The 23,665-nt window shown below is 65.0% G+C and carries 23 protein-coding genes; 16 read left to right on the top strand and 7 right to left on the bottom strand.

The genetic code is table 11. From position 1 onward, the window contains the following. Positions 1 to 47: 47 nt before the first annotated feature. Both B3P22_RS15855 and B3P22_RS15860 read right to left on the bottom strand, forming a co-directional pair. Positions 48 to 563, bottom strand: coding sequence for a hypothetical protein (locus tag B3P22_RS15855; RefSeq protein ID WP_296271651.1), 516 nt, complete (start codon positions 561 to 563; stop codon positions 48 to 50). Between the two features lie 2 nt (positions 564 to 565). Then, entirely contained in the window at positions 566 to 1,036 is a 471-nt protein-coding gene (locus B3P22_RS15860; RefSeq protein WP_296271652.1) for a hypothetical protein, read from the bottom strand. Positions 1,037 to 1,216: 180 nt separating this feature from the next. Here B3P22_RS15860 and B3P22_RS15865 point away from each other — a divergent pair, with 180 nt between their 5' ends. The 3 genes from B3P22_RS15865 to B3P22_RS15875 are packed head-to-tail and all read left to right on the top strand — an operon-like array spanning position 1,217 to position 3,593. Continuing rightward, positions 1,217 to 2,587, top strand: coding sequence for a multicopper oxidase family protein (locus tag B3P22_RS15865; protein ID WP_296271653.1), 1,371 nt, complete (start codon positions 1,217 to 1,219; stop codon positions 2,585 to 2,587). A 40-nt stretch (positions 2,588 to 2,627) separates the two neighbouring features. Then, positions 2,628 to 3,104, top strand: a complete 477-nt coding sequence (gene tadA, locus B3P22_RS15870; protein WP_296271654.1) for a tRNA adenosine(34) deaminase TadA — start codon at positions 2,628 to 2,630, stop codon at positions 3,102 to 3,104. A 33-nt stretch (positions 3,105 to 3,137) separates the two neighbouring features. Next, the gene (locus B3P22_RS15875; protein WP_197858523.1) at positions 3,138 to 3,593 is read left to right on the top strand and encodes a hypothetical protein; all 456 of its coding nucleotides are present in this window, start codon (positions 3,138 to 3,140) and stop codon (positions 3,591 to 3,593) included. Between the two features lie 4 nt (positions 3,594 to 3,597). On the opposite strand, the gene mltF is transcribed toward B3P22_RS15875, so the two are convergent. Then, a complete protein-coding gene (mltF, locus tag B3P22_RS15880; protein ID WP_275545961.1) occupies positions 3,598 to 5,064 on the bottom strand; it encodes a membrane-bound lytic murein transglycosylase MltF in 1,467 nt (488 codons plus the stop codon). Between the two features lie 167 nt (positions 5,065 to 5,231). Here mltF and purL point away from each other — a divergent pair, with 167 nt between their 5' ends. The 3 genes from purL to B3P22_RS15895 all read left to right on the top strand — a co-directional run bounded on the left by purL (position 5,232) and on the right by B3P22_RS15895 (position 10,229). Then, entirely contained in the window at positions 5,232 to 9,128 is a 3,897-nt protein-coding gene (gene purL / locus B3P22_RS15885) for a phosphoribosylformylglycinamidine synthase (RefSeq protein ID WP_296271655.1), read from the top strand. A gap of 437 nt (positions 9,129 to 9,565) precedes the next feature. Beyond that, positions 9,566 to 9,742: a CDGSH iron-sulfur domain-containing protein gene (locus B3P22_RS15890; protein ID WP_296271719.1), complete on the top strand. Its 177-nt coding sequence runs from the start codon at positions 9,566 to 9,568 to the stop codon at positions 9,740 to 9,742. A gap of 169 nt (positions 9,743 to 9,911) precedes the next feature. Then, complete coding sequence (locus B3P22_RS15895; RefSeq protein ID WP_197858490.1) at positions 9,912 to 10,229, top strand: YqfO family protein; 318 nt, start codon at positions 9,912 to 9,914, stop codon at positions 10,227 to 10,229. Between the two features lie 50 nt (positions 10,230 to 10,279). Here B3P22_RS15895 and tatC read toward each other — a convergent pair whose 3' ends face one another. From tatC to tatA, 3 genes are read right to left on the bottom strand one after another with little or no spacing between them, the layout of a single operon-like run. Further along, positions 10,280 to 11,029, bottom strand: coding sequence for a twin-arginine translocase subunit TatC (tatC, locus tag B3P22_RS15900; RefSeq protein WP_275545958.1), 750 nt, complete (start codon positions 11,027 to 11,029; stop codon positions 10,280 to 10,282). Continuing rightward, positions 11,026 to 11,325 (bottom strand): Sec-independent protein translocase protein TatB, encoded by a 300-nt coding sequence (tatB, locus tag B3P22_RS15905; protein ID WP_296271656.1) that lies wholly within the window; start codon positions 11,323 to 11,325, stop codon positions 11,026 to 11,028. The genes tatC and tatB overlap by 4 nt, the downstream gene beginning before the upstream one ends. Then, on the bottom strand, positions 11,325 to 11,567 hold the full coding sequence (gene tatA / locus B3P22_RS15910) for a twin-arginine translocase TatA/TatE family subunit (RefSeq protein WP_296271720.1): 243 nt from the start codon (positions 11,565 to 11,567) through the stop codon (positions 11,325 to 11,327). Before tatA ends, tatB begins: the two co-directional genes overlap by 1 nt. Positions 11,568 to 11,710: 143 nt before the next feature. Between tatA and gspK the strand changes: the two genes are divergently transcribed. Beyond that, entirely contained in the window at positions 11,711 to 12,676 is a 966-nt protein-coding gene (gene gspK / locus B3P22_RS15915; protein WP_296271721.1) for a type II secretion system minor pseudopilin GspK, read from the top strand. A 91-nt stretch (positions 12,677 to 12,767) separates the two neighbouring features. Here the strand turns inward: gspK and B3P22_RS15920 are convergent, their stop codons facing one another. Further along, positions 12,768 to 14,816 (bottom strand): PhoX family protein, encoded by a 2,049-nt coding sequence (locus B3P22_RS15920; protein WP_275545957.1) that lies wholly within the window; start codon positions 14,814 to 14,816, stop codon positions 12,768 to 12,770. 250 nt (positions 14,817 to 15,066) lie between these two features. On the opposite strand from B3P22_RS15920, the gene B3P22_RS15925 reads away from it, so the two are divergent. Genes B3P22_RS15925 through B3P22_RS15965 form a run of 9 tightly spaced genes read left to right on the top strand, consistent with a single transcriptional unit; the run spans position 15,067 to position 23,575 of the window. After that, a complete protein-coding gene (locus B3P22_RS15925) occupies positions 15,067 to 16,698 on the top strand; it encodes a lipoprotein UxpA (protein WP_296271657.1) in 1,632 nt (543 codons plus the stop codon). After that, complete coding sequence (locus tag B3P22_RS15930; protein ID WP_296271658.1) at positions 16,695 to 17,117, top strand: pilus assembly protein PilZ; 423 nt, start codon at positions 16,695 to 16,697, stop codon at positions 17,115 to 17,117. The genes B3P22_RS15925 and B3P22_RS15930 overlap by 4 nt, the downstream gene beginning before the upstream one ends. 57 nt (positions 17,118 to 17,174) lie before the next feature. Then, positions 17,175 to 19,067 carry a type II secretion system secretin GspD gene (gene gspD / locus B3P22_RS15935; RefSeq protein ID WP_296271722.1) on the top strand — a complete coding sequence of 631 codons (1,893 nt, stop codon included), beginning with the start codon at positions 17,175 to 17,177 and terminating at the stop codon, positions 19,065 to 19,067. A 5-nt stretch (positions 19,068 to 19,072) separates the two neighbouring features. Further along, a complete protein-coding gene (locus B3P22_RS15940) occupies positions 19,073 to 20,521 on the top strand; it encodes a GspE/PulE family protein (RefSeq protein WP_296271723.1) in 1,449 nt (482 codons plus the stop codon). A 3-nt stretch (positions 20,522 to 20,524) separates the two neighbouring features. Then, positions 20,525 to 21,727 carry a type II secretion system inner membrane protein GspF gene (gspF, locus tag B3P22_RS15945; protein WP_296271659.1) on the top strand — a complete coding sequence of 401 codons (1,203 nt, stop codon included), beginning with the start codon at positions 20,525 to 20,527 and terminating at the stop codon, positions 21,725 to 21,727. Between the two features lie 14 nt (positions 21,728 to 21,741). Then, positions 21,742 to 22,176 (top strand): type II secretion system major pseudopilin GspG, encoded by a 435-nt coding sequence (gene gspG, locus B3P22_RS15950; RefSeq protein WP_197858498.1) that lies wholly within the window; start codon positions 21,742 to 21,744, stop codon positions 22,174 to 22,176. 3 nt (positions 22,177 to 22,179) lie between these two features. Next, positions 22,180 to 22,626: a type II secretion system minor pseudopilin GspH gene (gene gspH / locus B3P22_RS15955; RefSeq protein WP_296271660.1), complete on the top strand. Its 447-nt coding sequence runs from the start codon at positions 22,180 to 22,182 to the stop codon at positions 22,624 to 22,626. Then, positions 22,623 to 22,988, top strand: coding sequence for a type II secretion system protein (locus tag B3P22_RS15960; protein WP_296271661.1), 366 nt, complete (start codon positions 22,623 to 22,625; stop codon positions 22,986 to 22,988). The genes gspH and B3P22_RS15960 overlap by 4 nt, the downstream gene beginning before the upstream one ends. Beyond that, a complete protein-coding gene (locus B3P22_RS15965) occupies positions 22,985 to 23,575 on the top strand; it encodes a type II secretion system protein (RefSeq protein WP_296271662.1) in 591 nt (196 codons plus the stop codon). Before B3P22_RS15960 ends, B3P22_RS15965 begins: the two co-directional genes overlap by 4 nt. Positions 23,576 to 23,665: the final 90 nt, after the last annotated feature.

Here is a 23,665-nt window from a genome sequence, read left to right on the forward strand (position 1 = left end):
GTCGGGCGGATACGGGCTCTATAAACCTGGAGCACCGCAGTGGGCGGTCAGCTCTGCAGTAATGACAGCGTCACTAGAAGGACGAACAGGCTCAGGCTCAGAAAGCCGATCAGCAGGATGCGTCTGTCCTGACGAATCTGGCTGGTGAGTATCGCCTGGCGCTGCTGCCAGTCGCAGGCGATCGTGACCCAGCGATTTTCCAGCAGCTGGCGCCAATCCTCGTCGCTCAGCCAGCAGGCAATGTGGTGTGCGGGTAGATCCAGGGCGGGAAACAACTCCTCGCACGTCAATGGGCCGAGGGATATCTGAAAGCGCAGACCATGGCGCTCACAGTCCAGTTCGAGGCGGACTTGTGGACGGGTATCCTGAACGTGAACGTCTTCGGGATCGGGTGTGAAGATTTCATAGGACGTGATTTGCGCCGTGCCCGGGCGCAGTAAGGCTCGGCGGATTTTTTCCCACAGTAGTCGCGCCAGCTTGTAGAAGCCCCAGGCGGAAAAGGCGGAAAGCAGCAAACTGATCAGCCACAGCAGGCCGCCGAACAGGATGAACAGCACGATCATGATCAATACCCTGCCAGCAGCGTCGGCGCGGCTTCCCAGATTAGGTAGCCCATGATCATCAGCATGATCGCGGCGAAGGGCGATGCGGCGTTTGGGGCTTCGGGCGTGGCATCGGCCGGGTTGGCTTTGGGTACATAGAGCAGGAAGGTGCCGGCCTGCTCGTTGAGCTCGACATGCTCCTGGTTGAGCACGAGGTGCTCCACTTCGTAGGTGCGCTGTGCGTACTCGTAACGTAGGCGATAGACCGGCTTGAGGGTGACCATTGTGGTTTTACCCACGCTGATGCGCGCGTTGACGAGCTTCTGATCGATGATCGCCGCGTTCACGATGTCGTGCGGACGGCTGAGCCTGTAGCAGTCCGACCAGATCATTTCGCCAAATGCGGCCATTAGCCCGATCCACATGAGCAGGATCATCGGGGTTATCGCCACCATCATGATGGCCAGGGGGGGGTCGAAGAAGAAACTGTCCATGTCCGGGGTAGCGCTTCCTGTGGATTGCCTGGCAATTCTATCCCTTTGAGCCTGTTCTATTCCCGGTGTTATCTCTCAGCCGCGGCCGCGGCAATTTGTCTTTGCAGATGCTCGTCTGCCTACGCATGAAAATGAGAAGATACCGCAATTGAGTATGCCTGCAGATTATCGAGGAAGAAGATGTCGTTTACCCGCAGACAAGTGCTCGCCGGCCTGGCCGGTCTGGGTGTGGTCGGCCTGGGCGCTGGCGGTGTGCGCTACTGGCTGGGACGCCCGGAAAATGTTGCCACCCATGATTACGAGCTGATCGCCGCACCACTGGATCTGCAACTGGTGCCAGGGCATGTGACGCCGGCCTGGGCCTATGGCGGCCAGGCGCCGGGGTTGGAGCTGCGTTGTCGTCAGGGCGAGCGCTTGCGGGTGCGCTTCATCAACAAGCTGGACGTGCAGAGCACCATCCATTGGCATGGCATCCGCCTGCCGCTGGAGATGGATGGCGTGCCCTACGTCTCCCAGGCACCGGTGCTGCCGGGCGAATACTTCGACTACGACTTCATCTGCCATGACGCCGGCAGCTTCTGGTATCACCCGCATACCGCCAGTGCCGAGCAACTGGGGCGCGGCCTGGTCGGGCCGCTGATCGTCGAGGAACGCGAGCCGACCGGCTTTCGCCATGAGCGCACACTGAGCCTGAAAACCTGGCATATCGACGAGCAGGGCGCCTTCACCGATTTTCTGGTGCCGCGCCAGGCCGCGCGCGAAGGCACGCGTGGGCGCCTGACCACCATCAACGGCGTGCCCAACCCGACCCTTGAACTGCCGCAAGGGCAGGTGGTGCGGCTGCGTCTTATCAATGTCGACAACACCATCACCTACCGCCTCAACCTGCCGGGCGGCGAGGCTCGCATCTATGCGCTGGACGGCAATCCGGTGCAGCCGCGGCCGCTGGGCAAGGATTACTGGCTGGGGCCGGGCATGCGCATCGATCTGGCGCTGAAGGTGCCTGCAGCCGGCGAGGAACTGTCCCTGCGCAACGGACCGCTGCGCCTGGCCACCTTGAAAGGCGTCGCCAGTGGCGACGCCGCCGGGGACTGGCCGCCACCCTTGCCCGCCAACCCCGTCGCCGAACCGGATCTGGCCCGCGCCGAAACCCTGCGCTTCAACTTCGAATGGGCGGCCATGCTGTCCGGCGATGTCGAGCGTGGCGGCAGCTACAGGTACTGGCAGATCAACGGCCAGGCCTGGGACATCAACGACAAAACCTGCGCCGATCGCCCTATCGCCACGCTGAAGAAGGACGGCCACTACGTTTTCGTGCTGCGCAACATGGCGCAGTACCAGCACCCCATCCATCTGCACGGCATGACCTTCAAGGTGCTGGGTTCGGATCGGCGCAAGATCATTCCGTACTTCACCGATACCTATCTGCTGGGCAAGAACGAGACGGCGCGCATCGCCTTCGTCGCCGATAATCCCGGTGTTTGGATGTTCCATTGCCACGTGATCGACCATATGGAAACGGGGCTGATGGCGGCCGTCGAAGTGGTGTAGGGTAGGCGCCGTTTTTCGCCGGCGCCTACGGATTGTTGCAATGAAAAGACCGCAGATCATCGACCGCTCGCGTGACGAGCACTTCATGCGCCTGGCGCTGGCGCAGGCGCGCCTGGGGGCCGAGCAGGGTGAAGTGCCGGTCGGCGCCGTGCTGGTGCAGGCTGGCGAGGTGCTGGGCCAGGGGTTCAATTGCCCGATTGTGCGGCATGACCCCAGTGCCCACGCCGAGATGGTGGCCATCCGCGCGGCGGCGCAGAGTGTGCAGAACTATCGGCTGCCCGGTAGCACGTTGTACGTCACCCTGGAGCCCTGCAGCATGTGCGCCGGCTTGATCGTGCATGCGCGCATCGCCCGTGTGGTGTTCGCTGCCAGCGAGCCGCGTGCGGGCGTGGCGATCAGTCAGGGGCAGTTCTTCGATCAGGGCTTTCTCAACCACCGCGTACTGGTTGAGGGTGGCTTGCTGGCGGAGGAGAGCGGGGCACTGCTGAAAGATTTCTTCAAGGCCCGGCGCGGCTGAGCGTCTTTAACGGGAGCGATCATGAACAAAGGGATGTTGAGCCTGCTGGCACTGCTGGCTGCGCCAGTTGTCGCGGCGCAGCCGGAGGTGTATCTGGTGGCCAGTGTGCAGTTGGGCGGCTCGAACCTGGCGCAGAGCATTTTCCTGCACGAGCCACAGATCACCACGCTGGAAGATTGCCAGGAGGCCGTGCGCGTCGGCCAGCGTGACCGCGACTGGCAGCGTTACCACCATATCTTCATGCGTGATCGCTTCCAGGGCTTTACCGGACACCTGGATTACCGCTGCGTATTCGCCACTCAACGTTTCAGCGACTGGAACGATCGCGCGCGCTACAACCATCCGTACCTGATCAGCATCGATGCGCAGGCCAACCTGCAGGTCGAGCGGGTGTCGAGTCAGGCGCAGTGCGCCACGCGTTTGAAGGGGCTGCCAGCGGCGCGCCAGGCCATCAGTCGCTGTGCGGCAGGCAATCAGAGCTTGTTGTAGGCAGTTACAGCGGCGGGGTTTCTTCTTCGGGCTTGCGCTTGTCGATGCCGGGCAGGTGGATACCGCTCTCGGCCACCTGGTTGCCTTCCAGCTGCGGCTGGGTCACCCAGGTGAGAATGTCGTAGTAGCGGCGGATGTTGCGCACGAAGTGCACGGGCTCGCCACCACGCGCATAGCCGTAGCGGGTCTTGCTGTACCACTGCTTCTGCGCCAGGCGCGGCAGGATCTTCTGCACGTCGGCCCATTTGTTCGGGTCCAGGCCTTCGGCCTCGGTCAGCTTGCGGGCATCTTCCAGATGGCCGCCGCCGACGTTGTAGGCGGCCAGGGCAAACCAGGTGCGGTCCGGCTCGGCGATGCTTTCCGGCAGTTGCTGGTGCACCTGGATGAAATAGCGGGCGCCGCCGTCGATGCTCTGTTTGGGGTCGAGACGGTTGGACACGCCGACCGACTGCGCGGTGCGCTGGGTCAGCATCATCAGGCCGCGTACGCCGGTCTTGGAGGTGGCGTTGGGTTGCCACAAGGATTCCTGATAGCCCATGGCTGCCAGCAGGCGCCAGTCGATCTGGTTGGTCTGGCCAGCGTTGCGGAACATCTTCTCGTAACGCGGCAGGCGCTTCTGCAAGTGCTGCGCGAAGGTGTAGGCGCCGACATAACCCAGCACGTCGACATGGCCGTAATAGCGCTCTTTCAAACGCTGCAGGGTGCCGTTGGCCTCGGAGCGTTCGAGGAAGGCGTCGATTTCTACCAGTAGGCTGTCGTCCTCACCGGCAGCCACCGCCCAGCGCATGGTATTGGTATCGCCCAGGTCGAAGGCGACCCGCACGTTGGGGAAGTACACCTGGTTCATCGCCAGTTCGTTGGAGTCCACCAGGGTCAGGTCGATCTGTCCTTCGTCGACCATGCGCAGCAGGTCGACCACCTCGACCGCGTCGGAGACTTCGAACTCCAGTTCCGGCTGTTCCAGCTTGAGGGCGGCCAGCTGTTCGGCGTGGCTGCTGCCGGCCAGCACCAGGATGCGCTTGCCGACCAGGTCTTCAGGCTTGGTCGGGCGGCTTTCACCCTGGCGATAGATGACCTGCGGCGTGACCTCAAGGTAGGGAATCGAGAAGCGCGCCTCACGCTGACGCTGTGGCGTGTCCACCAGGCCGGCGGCGGCCATGACCGGGCCCTTGTCGCGGCCCAGGCTGGCGAACAAATTATCTAGGTTGTCCGCGGTTTCGATCTTCAGTTCCAGGCCGAGATCGGTGGCGAAGCGCTTGGCCAGTTCGTATTCGAAACCGGTCGCGCCGTTGCGGTCCTGGAAGTAGGTGGCGGGGCTGTTACGAGTAACCACGCGCAGCTCACCCTCCGCCTTTGCCTGCTCGAGTACGCTGGGTTGGGCTTCTTCGCCACAGCCAGCAAGCATCAGGAGGGTTCCAATCGCCAACAGCCTTGTGGCGCAACGCATGCGTATCGCAGGTCGTGCAAACATCGGCGCAGTATACGCAAAGCGCAGGCGGCGCCATATCTCGACAGCGCTGCGCTTCTCTGATAGTGCGCGTTCGTCCTGAAAGCGCCTGGCTACAGGTGCCGCAGACCGCCGCTTTAAGGTAGAATGCCCGGCCTCCAGCACACCCCTTCCCAGAGGCTGTTCCGACGATGTTGATTCTGCGCGGCGCTCCCGCCCTTTCCGCTTTCCGCCATGGCAAATTGCTTGAGCAACTGACCAGCAAGGTGCCGGCCGTGACCGGGCTGTACGCCGAGTTCGCGCATTTCGCCGACGTGACGGGCGTGCTCAACGCCGACGAAGAACAAGTGCTGGCGCGGCTGCTCAAGTACGGCCCGAGCGTGCCGGTGCAGGAGCCCAGCGGCAAGCTGTTCCTGACCATTCCGCGTTTCGGCACCATTTCGCCCTGGTCGAGCAAGGCCAGCGACATCGCCCGCAACTGCGGCCTGGCCAAGGTCCAGCGCCTGGAGCGCGGTATTGCCTATTACGTCAGTGGCGAGCTGAGCGAGAGCGACAGCGCCGCCGTCGCCGCCCTGCTGCATGACCGCATGACCCAGCTGGTGCTGAGCGCCCTCGAGGACGCCGCCGCGCTGTTCAGCCACGCCCAGCCCAAGCCGCTGACCGCCGTGGACGTGCTCGGCGGTGGTCGCGCCGCGCTGGAGCAGGCCAATCAGGACCTGGGCCTGGCCCTGGCCGAGGACGAAATCGACTACCTGGTGAAGAGCTTCAATGACCTGGGACGCAATCCGCACGACATCGAACTGATGATGTTCGCCCAGGCCAACTCCGAGCACTGCCGCCACAAGATCTTCAATGCCAGCTGGGACATCGACGGCGAGAGCCAGGACAAATCGCTGTTCGGCATGATCAAGAACACCTACCAGATGCACAGCGAAGGCGTGCTGTCCGCCTACAAGGACAACGCCTCGGTCATCGTTGGGCACACCGCCGGGCGTTTCTTCCCGAACCCGGAAACCCGCCAATACGGCGCGGTGCAGGAGCCGGTGCACATCCTGATGAAGGTGGAGACGCACAACCACCCGACCGCCATCGCTCCGTTCCCCGGCGCGTCCACCGGCTCCGGTGGTGAGATTCGCGACGAAGGCGCTACCGGTCGTGGCGCCAAGCCGAAGGCCGGCCTGACCGGTTTTTCGGTCTCCAACCTGAACATCCCCGACTTCCTCCAGCCCTGGGAAAAACCCTACGGCAAGCCCGAGCGCATCGTCAGCGCGCTGGACATCATGATCGAAGGCCCGCTGGGCGGCGCTGCGTTCAACAACGAATTCGGTCGCCCGGCGCTCAATGGCTACTTCCGTACCTTCGAGCAGGCGGTCAGCAGCCCACGTGGCGAAGAAGTGCGCGGCTACCACAAGCCGATCATGCTCGCTGGCGGTCTCGGCAACATTCGTGAAGACCACGTGCAGAAGGGCGAGATCTCGGTCGGCGCCAAGCTGATCGTGCTCGGCGGCCCAGCCATGCTCATCGGCCTGGGCGGCGGTGCCGCTTCGTCGATGGCCACCGGTGCCAGTTCGGCCGACCTGGACTTCGCCTCGGTGCAGCGCGAGAACCCGGAAATGGAACGCCGCTGCCAGGAGGTCATCGACCGCTGCTGGCAGCTGGGCGATGCCAACCCGATCAAGTTCATCCACGACGTCGGCGCAGGCGGTATCTCCAACGCCCTGCCGGAGCTGATCAACGACGGCGGCCGTGGCGGTCGTTTCGAATTGCGCAAGGTGCCCAATGACGAGCCAGGCATGGCCCCGCACGAGATCTGGTGCAACGAGTCGCAGGAGCGCTACGTGCTGTCGGTCGATGCGGCCGACTTCGAGCGCTTCCAGGCCATCTGCGAACGCGAGCGCTGCCCCTTCGCCGTGGTCGGCGAAGCCACTGCCGAGCCGCACCTGACCGTTACCGACAGCCATTTCAGCAACACCCCGGTGGACATGCCGCTGGAAGTGCTGCTGGGCAAGCCGCCGCGCATGCACCGCAGCGTCAGCCGTGAGGCGGAGCAGGGCGATGACTTCAGCGCCGCCAGTGTCGATATCGAAGAAGCGCTGGGCCGTGTGCTGCGTCATCCGGCCGTGGCCAGCAAGAGCTTCCTGATCACCATCGGCGACCGCACCATCACCGGCCTGGTAGCCCGCGACCAGATGGTCGGCCCGTGGCAGGTGCCGGTGGCCGACTGCGCCGTTACCGCCACCAGCTTCGACGTCTACACCGGTGAAGCCATGGCCATGGGCGAGCGCACACCGCTGGCGCTGCTCGACGCGCCGGCATCCGGGCGTATGGCCGTTGGCGAGACCATCACCAACCTGGCCGCGGCGCGTATCGGCAAGCTGTCCGACATCAAACTGTCGGCCAACTGGATGGCCGCTGCTGGCCACCCGGGTGAAGATGCCCGTCTGTATGACACCGTCAAGGCCGTGGGCATGGAGCTGTGCCCGCAGCTGGGCATCACCATCCCGGTGGGCAAGGACTCCATGTCCATGAAGACCCGTTGGCAGGACGAGGGCGTCGACAAGAGCGTGACCGCGCCGCTGTCTCTGGTGATCTCCGGCTTCGCTCCGGTGCAGGACATCCGCAATACCCTGACCCCGCAACTGCGCATGGACAAGGGCGAGACCGACCTGATCCTGATCGACCTCGGCCGCGGCCAGAACCGCATGGGCGCCTCGATCCTGGCGCAGGTCTACGCGCAGATCGGCCAGCAGGTGGCGGACCTTGACGACGCCGAAGACCTCAAGGCCTTCTTCGCCGTGATCCAGGGTCTGAATGCCGACGGCCATCTGCTGGCCTACCACGACCGCTCCGACGGCGGCCTGCTGACCACCGTGCTGGAAATGGCCTTCGCCGGTCACTGCGGCCTGTCGCTGAACCTCGATGCGCTGGCAGACGAAGCCGCAGAACTGCCGGCCGTGCTGTTCAACGAAGAGCTGGGCGCGGTGATCCAGGTGCGCCAGGACGCCACCCCAGAAGTGCTGGCGCAGTTCAGCGCCGCCGGTCTGGACGACTGCGTGGCCGTGATCGGCCAGGCCGTCAATAACGGCGAGGTCAGCATCAGTTTCAACGGTGAGCCGGTATTCGCCGGTGAGCGCCGTCTGCTGCAGCGCCAGTGGGCCGAGACCAGCTATCGCATCCAGCGCCTGCGCGACAACGCGCAGGGTGCCGACCAGGAATTCGATCTGCTGCTGGAAGAAGACAACCCCGGCCTGTCGGTCAAGCTCGGTTTCGACGTCAACCAGGACATCGCCGCGCCCTACATCAAGAAGGGCGTGCGACCACAAGTGGCGATCCTGCGTGAGCAGGGCGTCAACGGCCAGGTGGAAATGGCGGCTGCCTTCGACCGCGCCGGTTTCTCGGCGATCGATGTGCATATGAGTGACATCCTGGCTGGCCGCGTCAGCCTCGAAGAATTCAAGGGCCTGGTGGCCTGCGGCGGTTTCTCCTACGGTGACGTGCTTGGCGCCGGCGAAGGCTGGGCCAAGTCGGTGCTGTTCAACACCCGCGCGCGTGATGCCTTCGCCGGCTTCTTCGAGCGCAAGGACAGCTTTGCCCTCGGTGTGTGCAACGGCTGCCAGATGATGAGCAACCTGCACGAGCTGATTCCGGGCAGCGAGTTCTGGCCGCACTTCGTGCGCAACCGTTCCGAGCAGTTCGAGGCGCGCGTGGCCATGGTGCAGATCCAGGAGTCGGCCTCGATCTTCCTGCAGGGCATGGCCGGTTCGCGCATGCCAATCGCTATCGCCCACGGTGAAGGCCATGCCGAGTTCGAAAGCGAGGAGGCGTTGCTGGAGGCCGATCTGTCCGGCACCGTGGCCCTGCGTTACGTCGACAACCACGGCAAGGTCACCGAAGCCTACCCGGCCAACCCCAACGGTTCGCCGCGTGGGATCACCGGCCTGACCAGTCGCGACGGCCGCGTCACCATCATGATGCCGCACCCGGAGCGCGTGTTCCGCGCCGTGCAGAACTCCTGGCGCCCGGACGAGTGGCAGGAAGACGGCGGCTGGATGCGCATGTTCCGCAACGCCCGCGTCTGGGTGAACTGATAGCGGCCTTCTGCTGAACCTCTCCCGCTCGCGGGGCAAAGAGGCGCGCTTTGGAAGCACCGCTTCCTGCGCCGATGAGCGCCTGATCGCGAAGCGATCAGGCCGGGGCGCGGAGCGGGGTGCCCGAAGGGCGGGAGAGGGAAAGCGGCCGCGCTCCGATCCAGCTTGAGCTTGTAAGTATTAGCGTCGGGGCGGGAGATGGGGTTATAGCCAACACCAAACCCTCTCCCCAGCCCTCTCCCATAAATGGGAGAGGGAGCCGATCGTGGAATAGGCCGTAGCCCGGATGCAATCCGGGAGAATCCACCCTTCCCGGATTTCATCCGGGCTACATGGGCCCAGCCATGGCCGATGATTTCCAGCAGATCCTTCCCGAAGTTCGCCTGGTCAAACCCGGTGAGACTCATCGCCTGTGCCGCTGCGGCCACTCCCCCGAGATGCCCAACTGCCCACCCGACTGCGCCCAATCCCTGATCCTGCATCCTGAACGTGAGCAGCGCCTGCTACTCTGCCGCTGCACTCGCTCTGCAAACCTCCCTTACTGTGACGGCAGCCATAACCCGCCGGCTCCCGCTCTGCGCGACAAATGGCGGCGCTTTTTCGGCAGGGGCTGACCCCTCTCCTGAACGCTATCGAGCTGATCGAGTCCAAACGGAATCGTCGGAACATTTCCTCTTTTTTTGCTTTCCTGATGGAGTTCTCGGAAACAAATTGAGGCAAAATGCCATCATTCTGGCGTCATTGTTGTGCCTGTTGTCGTGTTGCCCAATTGCGGAGAACTTGATGTACAAACTGTGCTTCTACGTACCGGAAAGTCACCTTGAGCCGGTGAAAAAAGCGGTCTTCGCCGCTGGTGGCGGTCGTATCGGTCGCTACGACAGTTGCTGCTGGCAGTCGCTGGGGCAAGGGCAGTTCCGGGCACTGGAAGGCAGCCAGCCGTTCCTGGGTACGGTAGGGCGAGTGGAGCAGGTTGCCGAGTGGAAAGTCGAACTCGTGGTGGCCGACGAGCTGATCCACGATGCCGTCAAGGCCCTGAAAAAGAGCCACCCCTACGAGACGCCGGCCTTCGACGTTTGGCGTCTATCGGACATGCAGTTCTGAGACCGATGATCAGGCCGTAGGCAGTTTCGCTGCCCGCGGCCTGATGCCCTTTATGGTTGTTCAACCAGTTCCTGAGCGCTGTCTTGTTCGGCGCGACGTTGCACAGTGGCGCAGGTCAGCAAGCCAAGTTCGAACAGCAGCCACATCGGTACCGCCAGCATGGTCTGAGAGAACACGTCCGGCGGTGTCAGCAGCATGCCGGCCAGGAAGCAGCCGACGACCACGTACGGCCGGCTCTGGCGCAGGGTCTGTACATCGGTAAGGCCAGCCCAGACCACGAGGAAAGTGGCCACCGGGATCTCGAACGCCAGGCCGAAGGCCAGAAACAGCGCCATGATGAAATCCAGATAGAGACTGATGTCGGTCATCATCGCCACGCCGGCGGGGGTGACGCTGGCGAGGAAGCCGAACATCATCGGGAACACCAGGAAGAACGCGAAGGCCATGCCGCTGTAGAACAGCACGATGCTCGAAACCAGCAGGGGCACGGCGATGCGCTTTTCCCGCCGATACAGACCGGGTGCAACGAAGCCCCAGGCCTGGTGCAACAGCAGCGGCATGGCGATGAACAGGGCGAGCATCATGGTCAGCTTGAACGGCGCCAGGAAGGGCGACGTGACGCTGGTGGCGATCATGCTTGCGCCTTCGGGCAGATAGCGGCGCAGCGGCTCCGATGCCAGTGTGTAGAGCGTCTGGGCGAAGGGAAACAGGCAGGCGAATACCAGGATTATCGCCAGAAGGCTGCGCAGCAGACGTCTACGCAATTCGCCCAGGTGGGCCGTCAGGGGCATCTCGCTCATGAGGCGCGCTCCAGGTTTTCCGTTTTGGCAATGTCGTTACCGGTTGGTGGTTGCAGGCTCACGCTGCGCCGCAGGTCCTGTTCGAGCTGGCGCAGAGGCGCTGCATCGAATTCCTTGTTCAGCGCCTCGGCGTTGAGTTCCTTCTCGAACTGGTCGCGCAGCATGCCCATGGCGCGCTTGGCCTTGCCCAGGCCGCGGCCTAGGGTACGGGCTGCGGCGGGCAGACGGTGCGGGCCAAGTACCAGCAGCGCCACGACGCCGACCAGCAGCATTTCGGTGAAGCCGATCTCGAACATCAGGCGTGACGATCCGCGTGTGCCTGGGGTTGGGTGGTGGCCTCAGCCTGCGCGGGCACGTGCTGCTGGACCTGCGCCGTGGCCTGCTCGTCGGTATCGGAGGTGGCCATGGATTTGCGGAAGCCCTGGATGGTTTCGCCCAGGTCTCCGCCCAGGCTCTTGAGCCGTTTGCTGCCGAACAACAGGAACACGATCAACAGCACGATGACCAGTTGCCAGATACCGATGCCACCCATGGAAATCTCCAAGCTCATGAAATTGAAGGCCTAATCCTGCCTGCGCTTTGTGACGCGAAAGTGACGTGGCGATTGCTGTCGGCAGTGGCTGCCATGCGCCTGAAACATCGGCGGTGTTGACTGGCGGCTTTCTCTACAAGGCGCTGAAGATGGTTGGTCAAAGGCAGCGAGGTGCGGCCCTGCTGATGGTGTTGGTGGTTCTGGCGATGCTGGCGGGTGGCCTGACCTGGATGGTCCAGGACGGCCGCCGCCAGGTCGATGCGGTGCGCCTGCAGCAGCAGCGCGTGCAGGCGCGGGCGATGGAGGTGGCAGGTCTGGCCTTTGCCGAGCAGGCGCTCCGGGACGCAACCTGGCGGCTGAGCCCGCTGTTCTGGCAGGCGCTGCGTGGGCAGCCACTAAGCTACGGTCTGGCCGACGGTTCGGCGAGCCTGCGCATTCGCGATCTGCACACCTGTTTCAACGTCAATGCCCTGGTCGGCGAAGAGGCGCAGCGCGCTGAGCGCCAGCTCAAGTACCTACTCGGTGATGACATGGCGGCCGAGCGGCTGGTGGATCGTCTGAGTGACTGGATCGATGCGGACAGCCAGAGTCGCCTGCAGGGCACGGAGAGTGATCATTATCTGCGTCGCTCACCACCGCATCTGGCGGCCGATCAGCCGATGGTGGACATGAGCGAGCTGAATGTCCTGCTGGCCGAGCAGGGTATCGCGCATACGCACTACCCACAGCTCTGCGCCCTGCCGCAGACGAGCGGGTGGCGGCTCAATGCCAACTCGCTGACCCAGGCGCACCTGCCGCTGCTCGACGCGCTTTACGAGGGTGCGTTTCCCCGCTCGCTGCTGAGCCGGATCCTCAGTGGCCGACCCGCCGGCGGCTATCCTGATGCATCCGCATTGCGTCAGGCGCTGGGGGCGGTGGACGATCAGACTTTCGAACGCCTGAGCGAAGGGTTGCTGCTCAACAGTGGCAATTTCCTCCTGCAGATGAGCTTCGAGCAGGACGGGCAGATCATGCGCAGCCAGTTCCAGGTGCAGGCCGAGGGCGTGGTACAGTGGCATGCGCAAGTGCCGGTGCAGCGTGTCAGAGTGATTACCCGCGAAGTACGGCCCTGGTAGAAGGTATTGGCGCAGCGGCGCGCCACTTGATCGCACAGGTAAAAAGAAACGGCCCGGGAAGTCCCGGGCCGTTGTTTTTGCATGCCTGACGTCAGACGCCGATTTCACCACCGTCATCGCGCTGGATGACCACCGTGGCAGCGCGTGGACGCACTGTGGTGGCGGATGGCGTGGCTTCGGTTGCGTCATCCGAGTACGGCCAGTTGCCCGGGTGCTGGATGTTGATGAACATCGTCTTGTTGTCCGGGGTGAAGGCGATACCCGTCACTTCGCAGCCATTGGGACCGACGAAGAAGCGACGCAGGTCGGCCTGGTTCTGGGCGTTGACCGGCACCTGGTCGCCATTGCTGTCGACGAGGTTGGTGGGGATGACCGCAAGCATCTGGTCGTTGGTGTAGCTGGTGAGGGTGGATTCGCCATTGTCGGTCTGGATCCACAGGATGCCGCGGCTGTCGAAGCTCATGCCGTCAGGGCTGGCGAACTGGTTGAGTTCGGTCAGGCCGGAGCGGTTGATGTCGGCGGTACCGGCAGCGTTGGCGCCGAACACGAAGATGTCCCACTCGAAGCTGGTGTGGTCGTCGTTGTCGTGCCAGCGGATGATGTGGCCGTGGCGGTTGTTGATGCGTGGGTTGGCCGGGTTGGCGACCGGACGGCTGTTGTTGTTGGTCAGGGTCAGGTACACGTCACCGTTGAGCGGGTTGACGGCCGTCCACTCCGGGCGGTCCATCGGCGTGGCGCCCAGCGCATCGGCTGCGCCGCGGGTGTTAAGGATGATGCCCGGCAGGTCGGTGAACTTGGCCCCCAGGGTGCTGTTGTCCAGGGTGGGGCTGTTCACGGTCAGCGGCAGCCACACGCCCTTGCCGTCTTCGTCGAAGCGGGCAACGTAGAGGGTGCCGCTATCCATGTACTTGGCGCCGGTGGCGAGGCGATCGCTGGGGTTGGCGTCGGCTTCATCCCACAGGGCGTCGGAGACGAACTTGTACAGGTACTCGTTGTTCGAGTCGTCACCGGTGTAGAACACGATTGGCTTGCCGGCCACTGCCAGGCCTGGCCAGCAGCCTTCGTGACGGATACGGCCAAGCGCGGTGCGCTTCACCGCACGGCTGGTGGCCGAGTAAGGATCGATCTCGACGATGTAGCCATAGGTGCTGGCTTCGTTGCGGTAGTCGTCGGTGGCGCTGGCGCCGTAAGGCTCCAGGTTGAAACGGGCGAACTCTTCGTTCTGCTCGCTTGGGTCGCCAGCGGCGGTTTCCCAGCGATAGCGTCCTTGGCGGGTGCTGACACCGATGCGCTGCTGGTCGACGGGCACCGAGCCGGTGGTGTTGATGAACACCGACGGCCAGTTCTCTTCACAGGTCAGGTACGTGCCCCACGGGGTGTAGCCGTTGCCGCAGTTGTTGTTGGTGCCGCGGGTTTCGGTGCCGTCGACCGAGAACTTGGTCTTGACGTGATCGGTGCCGCGCAGCGGGCCGGCGATGTCCATCACGGTGGCAGTGGTGAAGCGGCGGTTCAGCGGATCGTTGTCGACGACCTGCCAGCGGCCATTGACCTTGCGGATGTGCAGTACGCCAGCGCCATGGGCGTTGATTTCCTTGCGTACTTCCTCGGCCGGGCGATTGCCGGAGGCATCGTCGGTCTGGCCGTTGGGGTGCAGGGCGTCTTCATCGATGTATTCGTAGTTGATCGCCAGCAGGCCATCTTCGGAGCTGCCGTTGATCGGGAAGAAGTGCATGCCGTCATGGTGCATGCCTGCCGAGTTGGCCTGCTCATCGGCGCTGTTGCTTCCGTCATTCATCCAGGTGCCGCCGTTGCTGTTGAACGGAGTGCCCCAGGGCGCCAGGACATGGGCGCTGTAGCCAGCGGCCACGACGCAAGCATCGGTACGCGAGCCGGCGATGGATGCGAAGCCCAGAGCCAGTTTCGGCTCGGCAGGCGTATCGGGAGAGTTGTCGCTGCTGTTATTGCTGCTGCCGCCGCTGTCGAAGCAGCCGGTGAGGCCGGTGCCCGCGATCATGGCAATCGCGGCTCCCAGAGTGCCGCGCATTACGCTGCGGCGGCTCAGGTAGGCATCCATGACTGCAGCCATGGGGCGGTTGCCACTGAGGTTGCGGTCAAGGTTGTCGCCGGTATCTCGACTCATCAGGTCATGTCCTTTTTCTAGTGAAACGGCTTGAGGAAACCGGGACTGTAATGACCGTTTGTGATGATTCCTTGGCAGTTCCGTTAACGGAAATTGAACACTTGGTTACTGCCACCTGGCTGATTTACAAAGACTTTTCTGACGGTTTCGAAAAATTCCTGTCGATTAACTGCCATTAAACTGTCATGCAAGCTGCCCAGTATCGCGCCCCGACATTCGATCAAGGCAGGCGAGCATTACGATGGTGGACATGGCTAGGCGTGAGGTACTGGGCGGGATCGGCATGCTGGCGATGGCGCCCTTGCTCAGCGCCTGTTCTGGCCTGGCGACTCATGCCGGCGATTCGGCGCCGGGGCTGAATCTGCTTTATGTGGCCGACACGCTGGACGCACGCCTGCCAGGCCTGCCAGTGGTACCGGCGACGCGCCTGGGGCCGGTTTCGCATCTGGGGCGTGCACCTTGGATCAGTGGCGCCAGTGCCCGTCAGGGACAGGCTGAACTCGATGCCTTGCTCGATGCCCGGCTGGGCGCGCAGGCCACCACGGGCGGCTATGCCGTACTCGGCGCCCTGCTGGCCGATCTGCGCCAGCGTCTGGGCCGGGAAAACTGCCTGACCCTGGAAAACGGCCAATGCTGGAACGGCAGTGGCCTGGCTTACCTGACGCAGGGTGAAAGCGGGTTGCAGGGCAGCCAGTTACTGGGTTCCGAGGTGCGCGTCAGCAGCGACGAGCGCGTGCTCTGGCCGCAGAGTGGCGCTTCGCTGTATCGCCGCTTCGAGCGCCCGGTACTGGGGGCCGGTCTCGCGGCCGACCAGGCCGAGTCGCTCGGCGTGCAGCCTTATACGGTGCTGCGCAGGGCCGGCGTGAGGATCGCCATCGTCGGCATCACCGATCCCTATGCGCAGGATCAGCAGGCGTCGCTGAAACAGTGGTACCAGTCGCTGCTACCCGTTATCGAGGCTGCGCGCGGCGAAGCCGACCTGGTGGTGGCGCTGGCGGATGTCGGCACCGGCCCCGGCCTGTGGCTGGCCGAGCGCATGCCCGGGGTCGACTTGCTGCTGTGCGCGCGCGGGCAGGATTTCTGGCCGGCGCCGGTCCCGGTCTGGCAGGCAGGCGGGCGTCAGGTGCCGGTGATCTTCGCCGGTTGTCGGGCCAGCGGTGCCTTTCATATCAACTGTCGGCAACAGGGCGGGCGTTGGCAGTTCAGCGCGCAGTTCCATCCGGCCTTCGAGCGCGGCCTGTCCGCGGCTGCGCGCAGTGAGATGCAGAGACTGCAGCTCACCCTCGAGCAACAGCGCGCCGGGCATGCCGCCTGGCTGGACCAGCCGCTGGCGCGGGCGCCTGAGGCGCTCTGGCGCCGCGATACGCGCGCAGGCTCCTGGGATCGCTTGCTCTACCAGGCCCTGCGCGGCGACGAGCAGATCCCGGTGCTTTTGCCCGGGCTGCGCTACGACAGCCCCCTGGCGAGCGGGCAGACCATCACCCGTGAACACCTGATCAACCTGACGGGTGGCTATTCGGCGCCGGTGCTCGATGTCCCCGGCGAGCGCCTGGAACAGGTGCTGGAAAGCGCTGCCGAGCAACTGTTCGGCGACCCGTTGCTGCTCGACAACAGCCAGGATCTGCCGCGCCTGCTGGGACAGAGCTGGCAACTCAGCTACAGCCCGAGCGGCAGGCGCGTGGCTGGCCTGGCGCCGCCCACCGGTTTGTGCCGCACCTTCGGCCTGCAGCACCAGGCCAATGCCGGGGAACCGCTCTGGCAGCGCGTCGAAAACTGGCTGGCGCAGCAGCCCGAAGGCTGGCAGTTGCCGGCGCTGCATCTGCCCAGCATGCGCTACGTGCAGGGGCATCCGGGCTGGCACCCGCGCGAGCGACTCTCGTGAATCGAGTGCAGCGCGCGCTTCGTTTCGGCTGGCTGACGCTGGCCGCCTGGCTGGCGGCCCAGTGCGTGTTGCAGCTGGCCCGTGAACCCATGCCGGCCAGCGCCGGGCCAGGCGACCTGCAAGCGATGCCCGGCCTGCTGGTCGGACACTGGCAGGCCGCACAGTCCGATGGCCTGCCGCTGACGCGCCTGCCCGTGGAATACGTCGGCGGTCTGCGCGCCTGGCCGGCGAGCGCCACGGTGGTGGTGCTGCGTTATGGCCAGCAGGTGCGCAGCTACAGCCGCGGTCAGGCGCTGGCGCCCGGCATCGTGCTGCAGGACATCGATGACGAGGGCCTGATCCTCGATAACCAGGGGCGACGCGAGCGTCTGCCCTGGCCGCCACGGCCCACCGTGACCGGCTTCAAGCGGCAAGGATAAGAGATGAGCGTGCGCTATTGCCTGATCGGCCTGCTGGGCCTGCTGTCACCACTGGCCATGGCCGATGAGGTGCTGGATCTGCCGGTTGCCGAGTCGCCGCTGTACGAGGTGAATTTCGTCGATACCGAGCTGGGCGAGTTCATCGACAGCGTGTCGCAGATCACCGGTACCACCTTCATCGTCGATCCCCGGGTCAAGGGCAAGGTCACGGTACGCACCGTGGAGCGGCACGACAGCGAGGCCATCTACGATATCTTCCTGGCGCAGTTGCGGGCGCAGGGCTTTGCCGCCGTCAACCTGCCCAACGGCAGCGTGAAGATCGTGCCCGATCAGGCGGCGCGCCTGGAGCCGGTGCCGGTAGAGAGCGGCGAGCGCAAGGCCGGCGGCGACGGCATCGCCACACGTGTGTTCAGCGTGCGCAACGCAGCCAGCGAACAGTTGCTGGGCATTCTCAAACCTCTGATCGATGCACGCGTCGGGGTCATTACGCCTTATCCGGCGGCGAACCTACTGGTGGTGACCGACTGGCGCAGCAATCTCGAGCGCATCGACAGCCTGCTGGCCGAACTCGATCAGGTCAGCGACGAACCGCTGCAGGTGCTGCCGCTGCAGCATGCCAGCGCCGCCGATACCAGCCAGCTCGTCACCCGTCTGCTGGCGCGTGAGAAGGGCAACGACGATGTCCAGGTGGTTGCCGATCCGCGCAGCAACGCGCTGCTGGTGCGCGGCAGCGCGAGCGGCCGGGAGCGGGTGAGGGCACTGCTGGCGCAACTCGATCGTCCTGCCGGGCAGACCAAAAATTCCAATACCCAGGTCATCTACCTGCGCCACGCCAATGCTGCCGAGGTGGTCAAGGTATTGCGTGGGCTCAGCCAGGAGGCCGCTGTTGCCACAGGGGCGGGCCAGGAGGAGACGGTCGCGCGCCTGCCCGTCAGTGACTCGGGAGTGCGCCTGGAATACGAGGAGGGCACCAACGCCGTGGTCATGGTCGGCCCGGACAGCGAGCTGGCGACCTATCGCGCCATCGTCGAGCAGTTGGACATCCGCCGCGCCCAGGTGGTGGTCGAGGCGATCATCGCCGAGGTCTCCGACTCGCGGGCCGAAGAGCTTGGCGTGCAGTGGCTGTTCGCCGATGAAAAGTTCGGTGCCGGGGTGGTCAACTTCGGCGCTGGCGGGGCGAACATCTCGGCCATCGCCGGTGCCGTCGCCAGCGGCGACAACAAGGCGCTCAGTAAGCTGCTGTCGGGCGTCAATGGCGTCACGGCCGGGCTGGGGCATTTCGGCGGTGGCTTCAACTTCGCCGTGCTGGTCAACGCGCTCAAGAGCAACAGCGGCTTCAACCTGCTGTCGACGCCGACGCTGCTGACTCTGGATAACGCCGAGGCATCGATTCTGGTGGGGCAGGAAGTGCCCTTCGTTACCGGCTCGGTGACCCAGAACAACGCCAACCCTTACCAGACCATCGAGCGCCGCGAAGTCGGGGTGAAGCTGCGCATCAGGCCGCAGATCAACGTCGACAACAGCGTGCGCCTGGACATCGTGCAGGAGGTTTCCTCGCTGGCCGACAACGCCTCCGCCAGTGATGTGATCACCAACAAGCGCGAGATCAAGACCAAGGTGATGGTCGAGGACAACGGCCTGATCATCCTCGGCGGCCTGATCAGCGATGAAGTGACCAGCAACGCGCAGAAGGTCCCGCTGCTGGGCGACATCCCCGGTCTGGGCCATCTGTTCCGCTCCAACGGGCAGTCGGGTGTTAAGCAGAACCTGATGGTGTTCATCCGCCCGCGCATCCTGCGTGACGACGCCAGCATCGCGGCTTACAGCACCGACAAGTACCAGGGGCTGCGGCGCGAAACCGGGTTGCCGCTGTCTTCGCTGGACGATGCCGACAGCCTGCAGCGCCTGTTCCCGGCGAGTCGCGCACGTCTTGGCGAGGGCGCCTGGTGATGCAGCTGTTGCCCTACCGGCTGGCGCGCCAGGCCGGCCTGGCCGTGGTGCCGGGGGACGCCGGCTGGCAGCTGTGGCTGCGCGAGGACGCCGACAGTGCCCAATTGCAGGAGCTGCTGCGCGTGCAGGGGCGGCCCGCGTCGGTGTGCCAGTTGTCGCGGGCCGCCTTCGATGAGCGCCTGGGCGGTTTGTACCAGGCCGGCGAAGGCGCAGCCGAGGCGCTGATCGAAGGCATTGGCGAGCAGGTCGACCTGGACAGCCTGATGAGCGAAATGCCGCGTATTGAGGACCTGTTGGAAAGCGATGACGAGGCGCCGGTGATCCGCCTTATCAACGGCCTCTTTGCTCAGGCCCTGCAGCGTCAGGCATCGGATATCCACATCGAGACCTTCGAGCAGAGTCTGGTGGTGCGCCTGCGTGTCGACGGTCATCTGCAGGAAGTGCTGCGGCCGCCGCGTGCCCTGTCGGCCATGCTGGTGTCGCGGATCAAGGTCATGGCGCGCCTGGACATCGCCGAAAAACGCCAGCCGCAGGATGGTCGCATCACCCTGCGGGCCGCCGGGCACGAAGTCGATGTGCGCGTTTCCACTCTGCCGGGCATCCATGGCGAGCGGGTGGTGATGCGGGTGCTGGACAAACAGGCGAGCCTGCTGGCGCTGGACAACCTGGGCATGCCCTCGGCCGTTGCCCAGGGGCTGCGCGGTTGCCTGGCGCGGCCCAATGGCATCGTCCTGTCCACCGGGCCGACCGGCTCGGGCAAGACCACCACGCTGTACGCCTGCCTTAATAGTCTCAACGATGGCAGCCGCAATATCCTCACCGTCGAAGACCCGGTGGAATACGCCATCGCCGGCATCGGCCAGACGGCGATCAACCCGCGTGCCGGCCTGACGTTCGCCAGCGGCCTGCGTGCCATCCTGCGCCAGGATCCGGACGTGATCATGCTCGGTGAGATCCGCGACCGCGAGACGGCGCAGATTGCCGTGCAGGCCAGCCTTACCGGCCACCTGGTGCTTTCTACGCTGCACACCAACAGTGCCGTGGGCGCGGTGACGCGCCTGCGCGACATGGGCATCGAACCCTTTCTGATCGCCTCCTGCCTGCGCGGAGTGCTGGCCCAGCGTCTGGTGCGGCGCCTTTGCCATTGCGCCGAGCGCCGCCCGCTGCAACCGGCGGAGCAGGCGCTGCTGCCGGAACTGAGTGATCTGCAGCACAGCTATCACCCGCGTGGCTGCGAGCAGTGCCGCGGCACGGGCTACCAGGGGCGTCTGGGCCTCTACGAATTCGTCGAGCTGGATGCCGAGCTGATTGCCCTGTTGTACGACGGTGCGAGTGAAGTGGCCATGCAGCAGTACCTGCAAGGACGTCGGCAGAGCCTGTCAGGCATGGCGGCAGCCAGCGTGGCGGCAGGGCAGACCAGCCTTGCCGAAATCCTGCGAGCGGTGCAGGGCTGAACCATGCCGACCTATCGCTATCAGGCCGTCGATTTGGCCGGACGCAGCCACAAAGCCAGCCTGCAGGCCGAGAGCGAGCGCCATACGCGGCAGTTGCTGCGCGAGCAGGGGCTGTTCGCCCGCGATCTGCAACGGCATGAGAACGATCGCCAGCCGGCACGGCGCCAGCGCGTCGACCGTGCCCAATTGTGCGAGCTGACCCGGCAGCTGGCGACCCTGACCGGCGCGGGGATTCCCTTGGTCGATGCCCTGGCCACGCTGCAGCGGCAACTGGTGCAGCCGGCGCTGCGCAACCTGCTGGTGGCGGTCAGTGGCAGCCTCGCCGAGGGCCTGGGCCTGGCGCGCAGCCTGGCGCGCCAGGGCGGCGTCTTTTCACCGCTGTACTGCGCGTTGGTGGAGGCCGGCGAGCGCTCCGGGCGCCTTGCGCCGGTGCTGGAACGCCTGGCCGAGCACCTGGAGCAGAGCCAGCGCCAGCGGCACAAGGCGCGCACCGCGCTCATCTATCCCAGTGTGCTGATGGGCGTGTCGCTGGTGGTGGTGATTGGCCTGATGACCTTCGTCGTGCCACGCCTCACCGAGCAGTTCGCCCATGCCGGGCAAAGCCTGCCGTGGATCACGTCGCTGCTGATCGGCATCAGCAACGCCCTGCTGGTTTGTGGTCCGTGGCTGCTGGGCCTGGGCGTCGTGCTGGCGCTGCTGGCCGGTTGGCTTCTGCGCAAGCCGCAGTGGTGTCTGCGTCGAGACGATCTGCTGCTGCGCCTGCCGCGCCTCGGGGGGCTGTTGCAGGGGCTGGAAAGCGCGCGCCTGTCACGCAGCCTGGCGATTCTGGTCGGCAGTGGCGTGCCCCTGCTGGAGGCCCTGCAGGTCGCCGCTGCCACGGTCGACAACCGGCGCATCCGCCTGGCTCTGGAACGTGTCACCCATGAAGTGCGCGGGGGCGTCAGCCTGCACCGCGCTCTGGAGGCCAGCGGGCATTTTCCGCCGCTGCTGCTGAACATGGTCGCCAGCGGCGAGGCCAGCGGCACGCTGCCGGACATGCTCGAACGGGTTGCCGATAACCAGGAGCGCGGTTTTGCCCGCCAGGTGGACACCGCGATGGCGCTGTTCGAGCCGCTGATGATTCTGCTCATGGGTGCGGTGGTGCTGTTCATCGTCCTGGCCGTACTGCTACCGATCCTTCAACTCAACCAGGGCCTGACACTATGAAGAGGAGAACTGTCATGCACGACAAGCGAAACCACCAGCGCGGCTTCACGCTCATGGAAATCATGGTGGTGATCTTCATCATGGGCCTGCTCGTCGCCGTGGTCGCCCCCAGCGTGCTGGGCAGCCAGGACAAGGCCGTGAAGCAGAAGGTGATGGCCGATCTCTCGAGTCTGGAGCAGGCGCTGGACATGTATCGCCTGGACAACCTGCGCTTTCCCAGCAGCGAGCAGGGCCTGGCTGCGCTGATCAGCAAGCCTGTTGTCGAGCCGCTGCCACGCGCCTGGCGGGATGATGGTTATATCCGCCGCCTGCCCGCGGACCCCTGGGGCGCGCCGTATCAGTACCGTAGCCCCGGTGAGCATGGCCGTTTCGATGTCTTTTCCCTGGGTGCGGACGGCCTCGAAGGTGGCGAAGGGATGGATGCAGACCTGGGCAACTGGGACCTGTAAGCGGTGCGCGAGCGCGGGTTCAGTCTGCTCGAACTGCTGGTGGTGCTGTTCATCGCAGGCCTGCTGACCAGCCTCAGCGTGGCCTGGCTGGACGGCGAGCAGAGTGCTGCGCGCCAGGCCCTGGAGCGGCTTGCCGCGGCTGCGCGCAGCCAGGCCGGGCTGGCCGTGCATGCAGGGCAGGTGCAGGGCTTGCGCTGGACGGGCGAACGACCGGAGTTCGTGCGCCAGGTCGAGGGCGACAGCCGGCCGGCCTGGCAGGTCGAGCCAGTGGCCCTGGGCGACTGGCCCAGGGAGTTACGCCCGGACTGGCCGGCCAGTGACCAGCCGCGACTGGTGGTCTCGGCCACCGGTCTGGTGCGAGGTGATGCGCTGCGCTGGAGCTGGCCCGGTGGCGCCGAGGTTTGGCGCTGGGATGCCCAAGGGCGGCTGCAGCGGACGTTGCAGCCATGAGGCGCCAGCGCGGTTTCACCCTGCTGGAGGTTACGGTGGCCCTCGGTATTGCCGCCTTGCTCGCCGTCATCAGCAGCCAGGCGCTGCGTCAGCGCCTGGCGGTGCAGCAGAGCGTGCAGCAGCACCAGGCGGGGTTGTTGTGCGCCAGGGAACTGGAGGCGCGTTTTGCCGTGGAACGTTTCTGGCCGACAGGCTCTTCGGCTGCTGGCGTGCTTCGCCAGGGGCAGGTCGACTGCCACTGGCGCCTGCAGGTGCAGGGCACTGGCGTGAACCGGCTGCGCCGGGGCGATCTGAGTTTGTTCGCCGACCGGGACGGACGCGCATCGATGGGCCAGTACCTGGTGTTTCTGGTGCGCCCATGAGAACCGGACAACAGGGTCTGACCCTGATCGAACTGCTGGTCGCGCTGGCGCTCACCGCCATGCTCGGCGTGCTGCTCGCGGCACTGGTCAGCGGCTGGAGCAGCGTTCGCGAGCGCCTGCAGGACAGCGGGCAAGGCAGCGCCGTGCTGGATTTCTGCCTGGCGCTGGAACGACGTTTCGACACCCTGGTGCTGCGCCAGCTGTATGAGCGGAGGATGCCGCTGGAGGCCCGCTGGCTGGACTGGCACGAGGGGCAAGCTCAGTTGCAGTGGGTGGCCCTCGATGCCTGGGCGGGAGAGGCCGGCACCTCGCGCCTGCAGCGTCAGCGGCTGCGCTTCGACGCCCGTAACCAGCGCCTGGGCGTGTTTAGCAGTAACGATCTGTACGCCCCTGACCAGGCGCGCTGGGTCGCCCGCGAACAATTGTCGGGTGTGGACGCCGTGCAGCTGAGCTTTCGCCAGGAAGGACGCTGGGTGGCCGCGCCGTCCCCTGACCTGCTGCGGCCTGACCGCGGCGTACGCCTGACTTTCCAACGTGATGGAGCACCGTATGTATGCACCTTCGCCCTGCCCTGGGGGCGTCTATGAAGCCTGAACGCTGGCGGCGCAGCCTGCGTCCCTGGCTGCTGCTGCGGCCCTCGGCAGAGACTGAGTCGTGGCAGTGGGCCCGCGTGGAGG

Origin of the sequence: Pseudomonas sp. UBA6323 (assembly GCF_002439135.1) — a bacterium.
Taxonomy (GTDB): domain Bacteria; phylum Pseudomonadota; class Gammaproteobacteria; order Pseudomonadales; family Pseudomonadaceae; genus Aquipseudomonas.

Coding starts and splice junctions, on each gene's coding strand:
- gspF (WP_296271659.1), top strand. CDS start 20,525: ATGCCGACCTATCGCTATCAGGCCGTCGATTTGGCCGGACGCAGCCAC.
- B3P22_RS15895 (WP_197858490.1), top strand. CDS start 9,912: ATGTACAAACTGTGCTTCTACGTACCGGAAAGTCACCTTGAGCCGGTG.
- B3P22_RS15965 (WP_296271662.1), top strand. CDS start 22,985: ATGAGAACCGGACAACAGGGTCTGACCCTGATCGAACTGCTGGTCGCG.
- gspK (WP_296271721.1), top strand. CDS start 11,711: ATGGTTGGTCAAAGGCAGCGAGGTGCGGCCCTGCTGATGGTGTTGGTG.
- tatB (WP_296271656.1), bottom strand. CDS start 11,325: ATGTTCGAGATCGGCTTCACCGAAATGCTGCTGGTCGGCGTCGTGGCG.
- B3P22_RS15890 (WP_296271719.1), top strand. CDS start 9,566: ATGCCCAACTGCCCACCCGACTGCGCCCAATCCCTGATCCTGCATCCT.
- B3P22_RS15920 (WP_275545957.1), bottom strand. CDS start 14,816: ATGAGTCGAGATACCGGCGACAACCTTGACCGCAACCTCAGTGGCAAC.
- B3P22_RS15875 (WP_197858523.1), top strand. CDS start 3,138: ATGTTGAGCCTGCTGGCACTGCTGGCTGCGCCAGTTGTCGCGGCGCAG.
- B3P22_RS15855 (WP_296271651.1), bottom strand. CDS start 563: ATGATCGTGCTGTTCATCCTGTTCGGCGGCCTGCTGTGGCTGATCAGT.
- tadA (WP_296271654.1), top strand. CDS start 2,628: ATGAAAAGACCGCAGATCATCGACCGCTCGCGTGACGAGCACTTCATG.
- mltF (WP_275545961.1), bottom strand. CDS start 5,064: ATGTTTGCACGACCTGCGATACGCATGCGTTGCGCCACAAGGCTGTTG.
- gspG (WP_197858498.1), top strand. CDS start 21,742: ATGCACGACAAGCGAAACCACCAGCGCGGCTTCACGCTCATGGAAATC.
- tatC (WP_275545958.1), bottom strand. CDS start 11,029: ATGAGCGAGATGCCCCTGACGGCCCACCTGGGCGAATTGCGTAGACGT.
- B3P22_RS15960 (WP_296271661.1), top strand. CDS start 22,623: ATGAGGCGCCAGCGCGGTTTCACCCTGCTGGAGGTTACGGTGGCCCTC.
- B3P22_RS15865 (WP_296271653.1), top strand. CDS start 1,217: ATGTCGTTTACCCGCAGACAAGTGCTCGCCGGCCTGGCCGGTCTGGGT.
- gspD (WP_296271722.1), top strand. CDS start 17,175: ATGGCCGATGAGGTGCTGGATCTGCCGGTTGCCGAGTCGCCGCTGTAC.
- B3P22_RS15925 (WP_296271657.1), top strand. CDS start 15,067: ATGGCTAGGCGTGAGGTACTGGGCGGGATCGGCATGCTGGCGATGGCG.
- B3P22_RS15860 (WP_296271652.1), bottom strand. CDS start 1,036: ATGGACAGTTTCTTCTTCGACCCCCCCCTGGCCATCATGATGGTGGCG.
- purL (WP_296271655.1), top strand. CDS start 5,232: ATGTTGATTCTGCGCGGCGCTCCCGCCCTTTCCGCTTTCCGCCATGGC.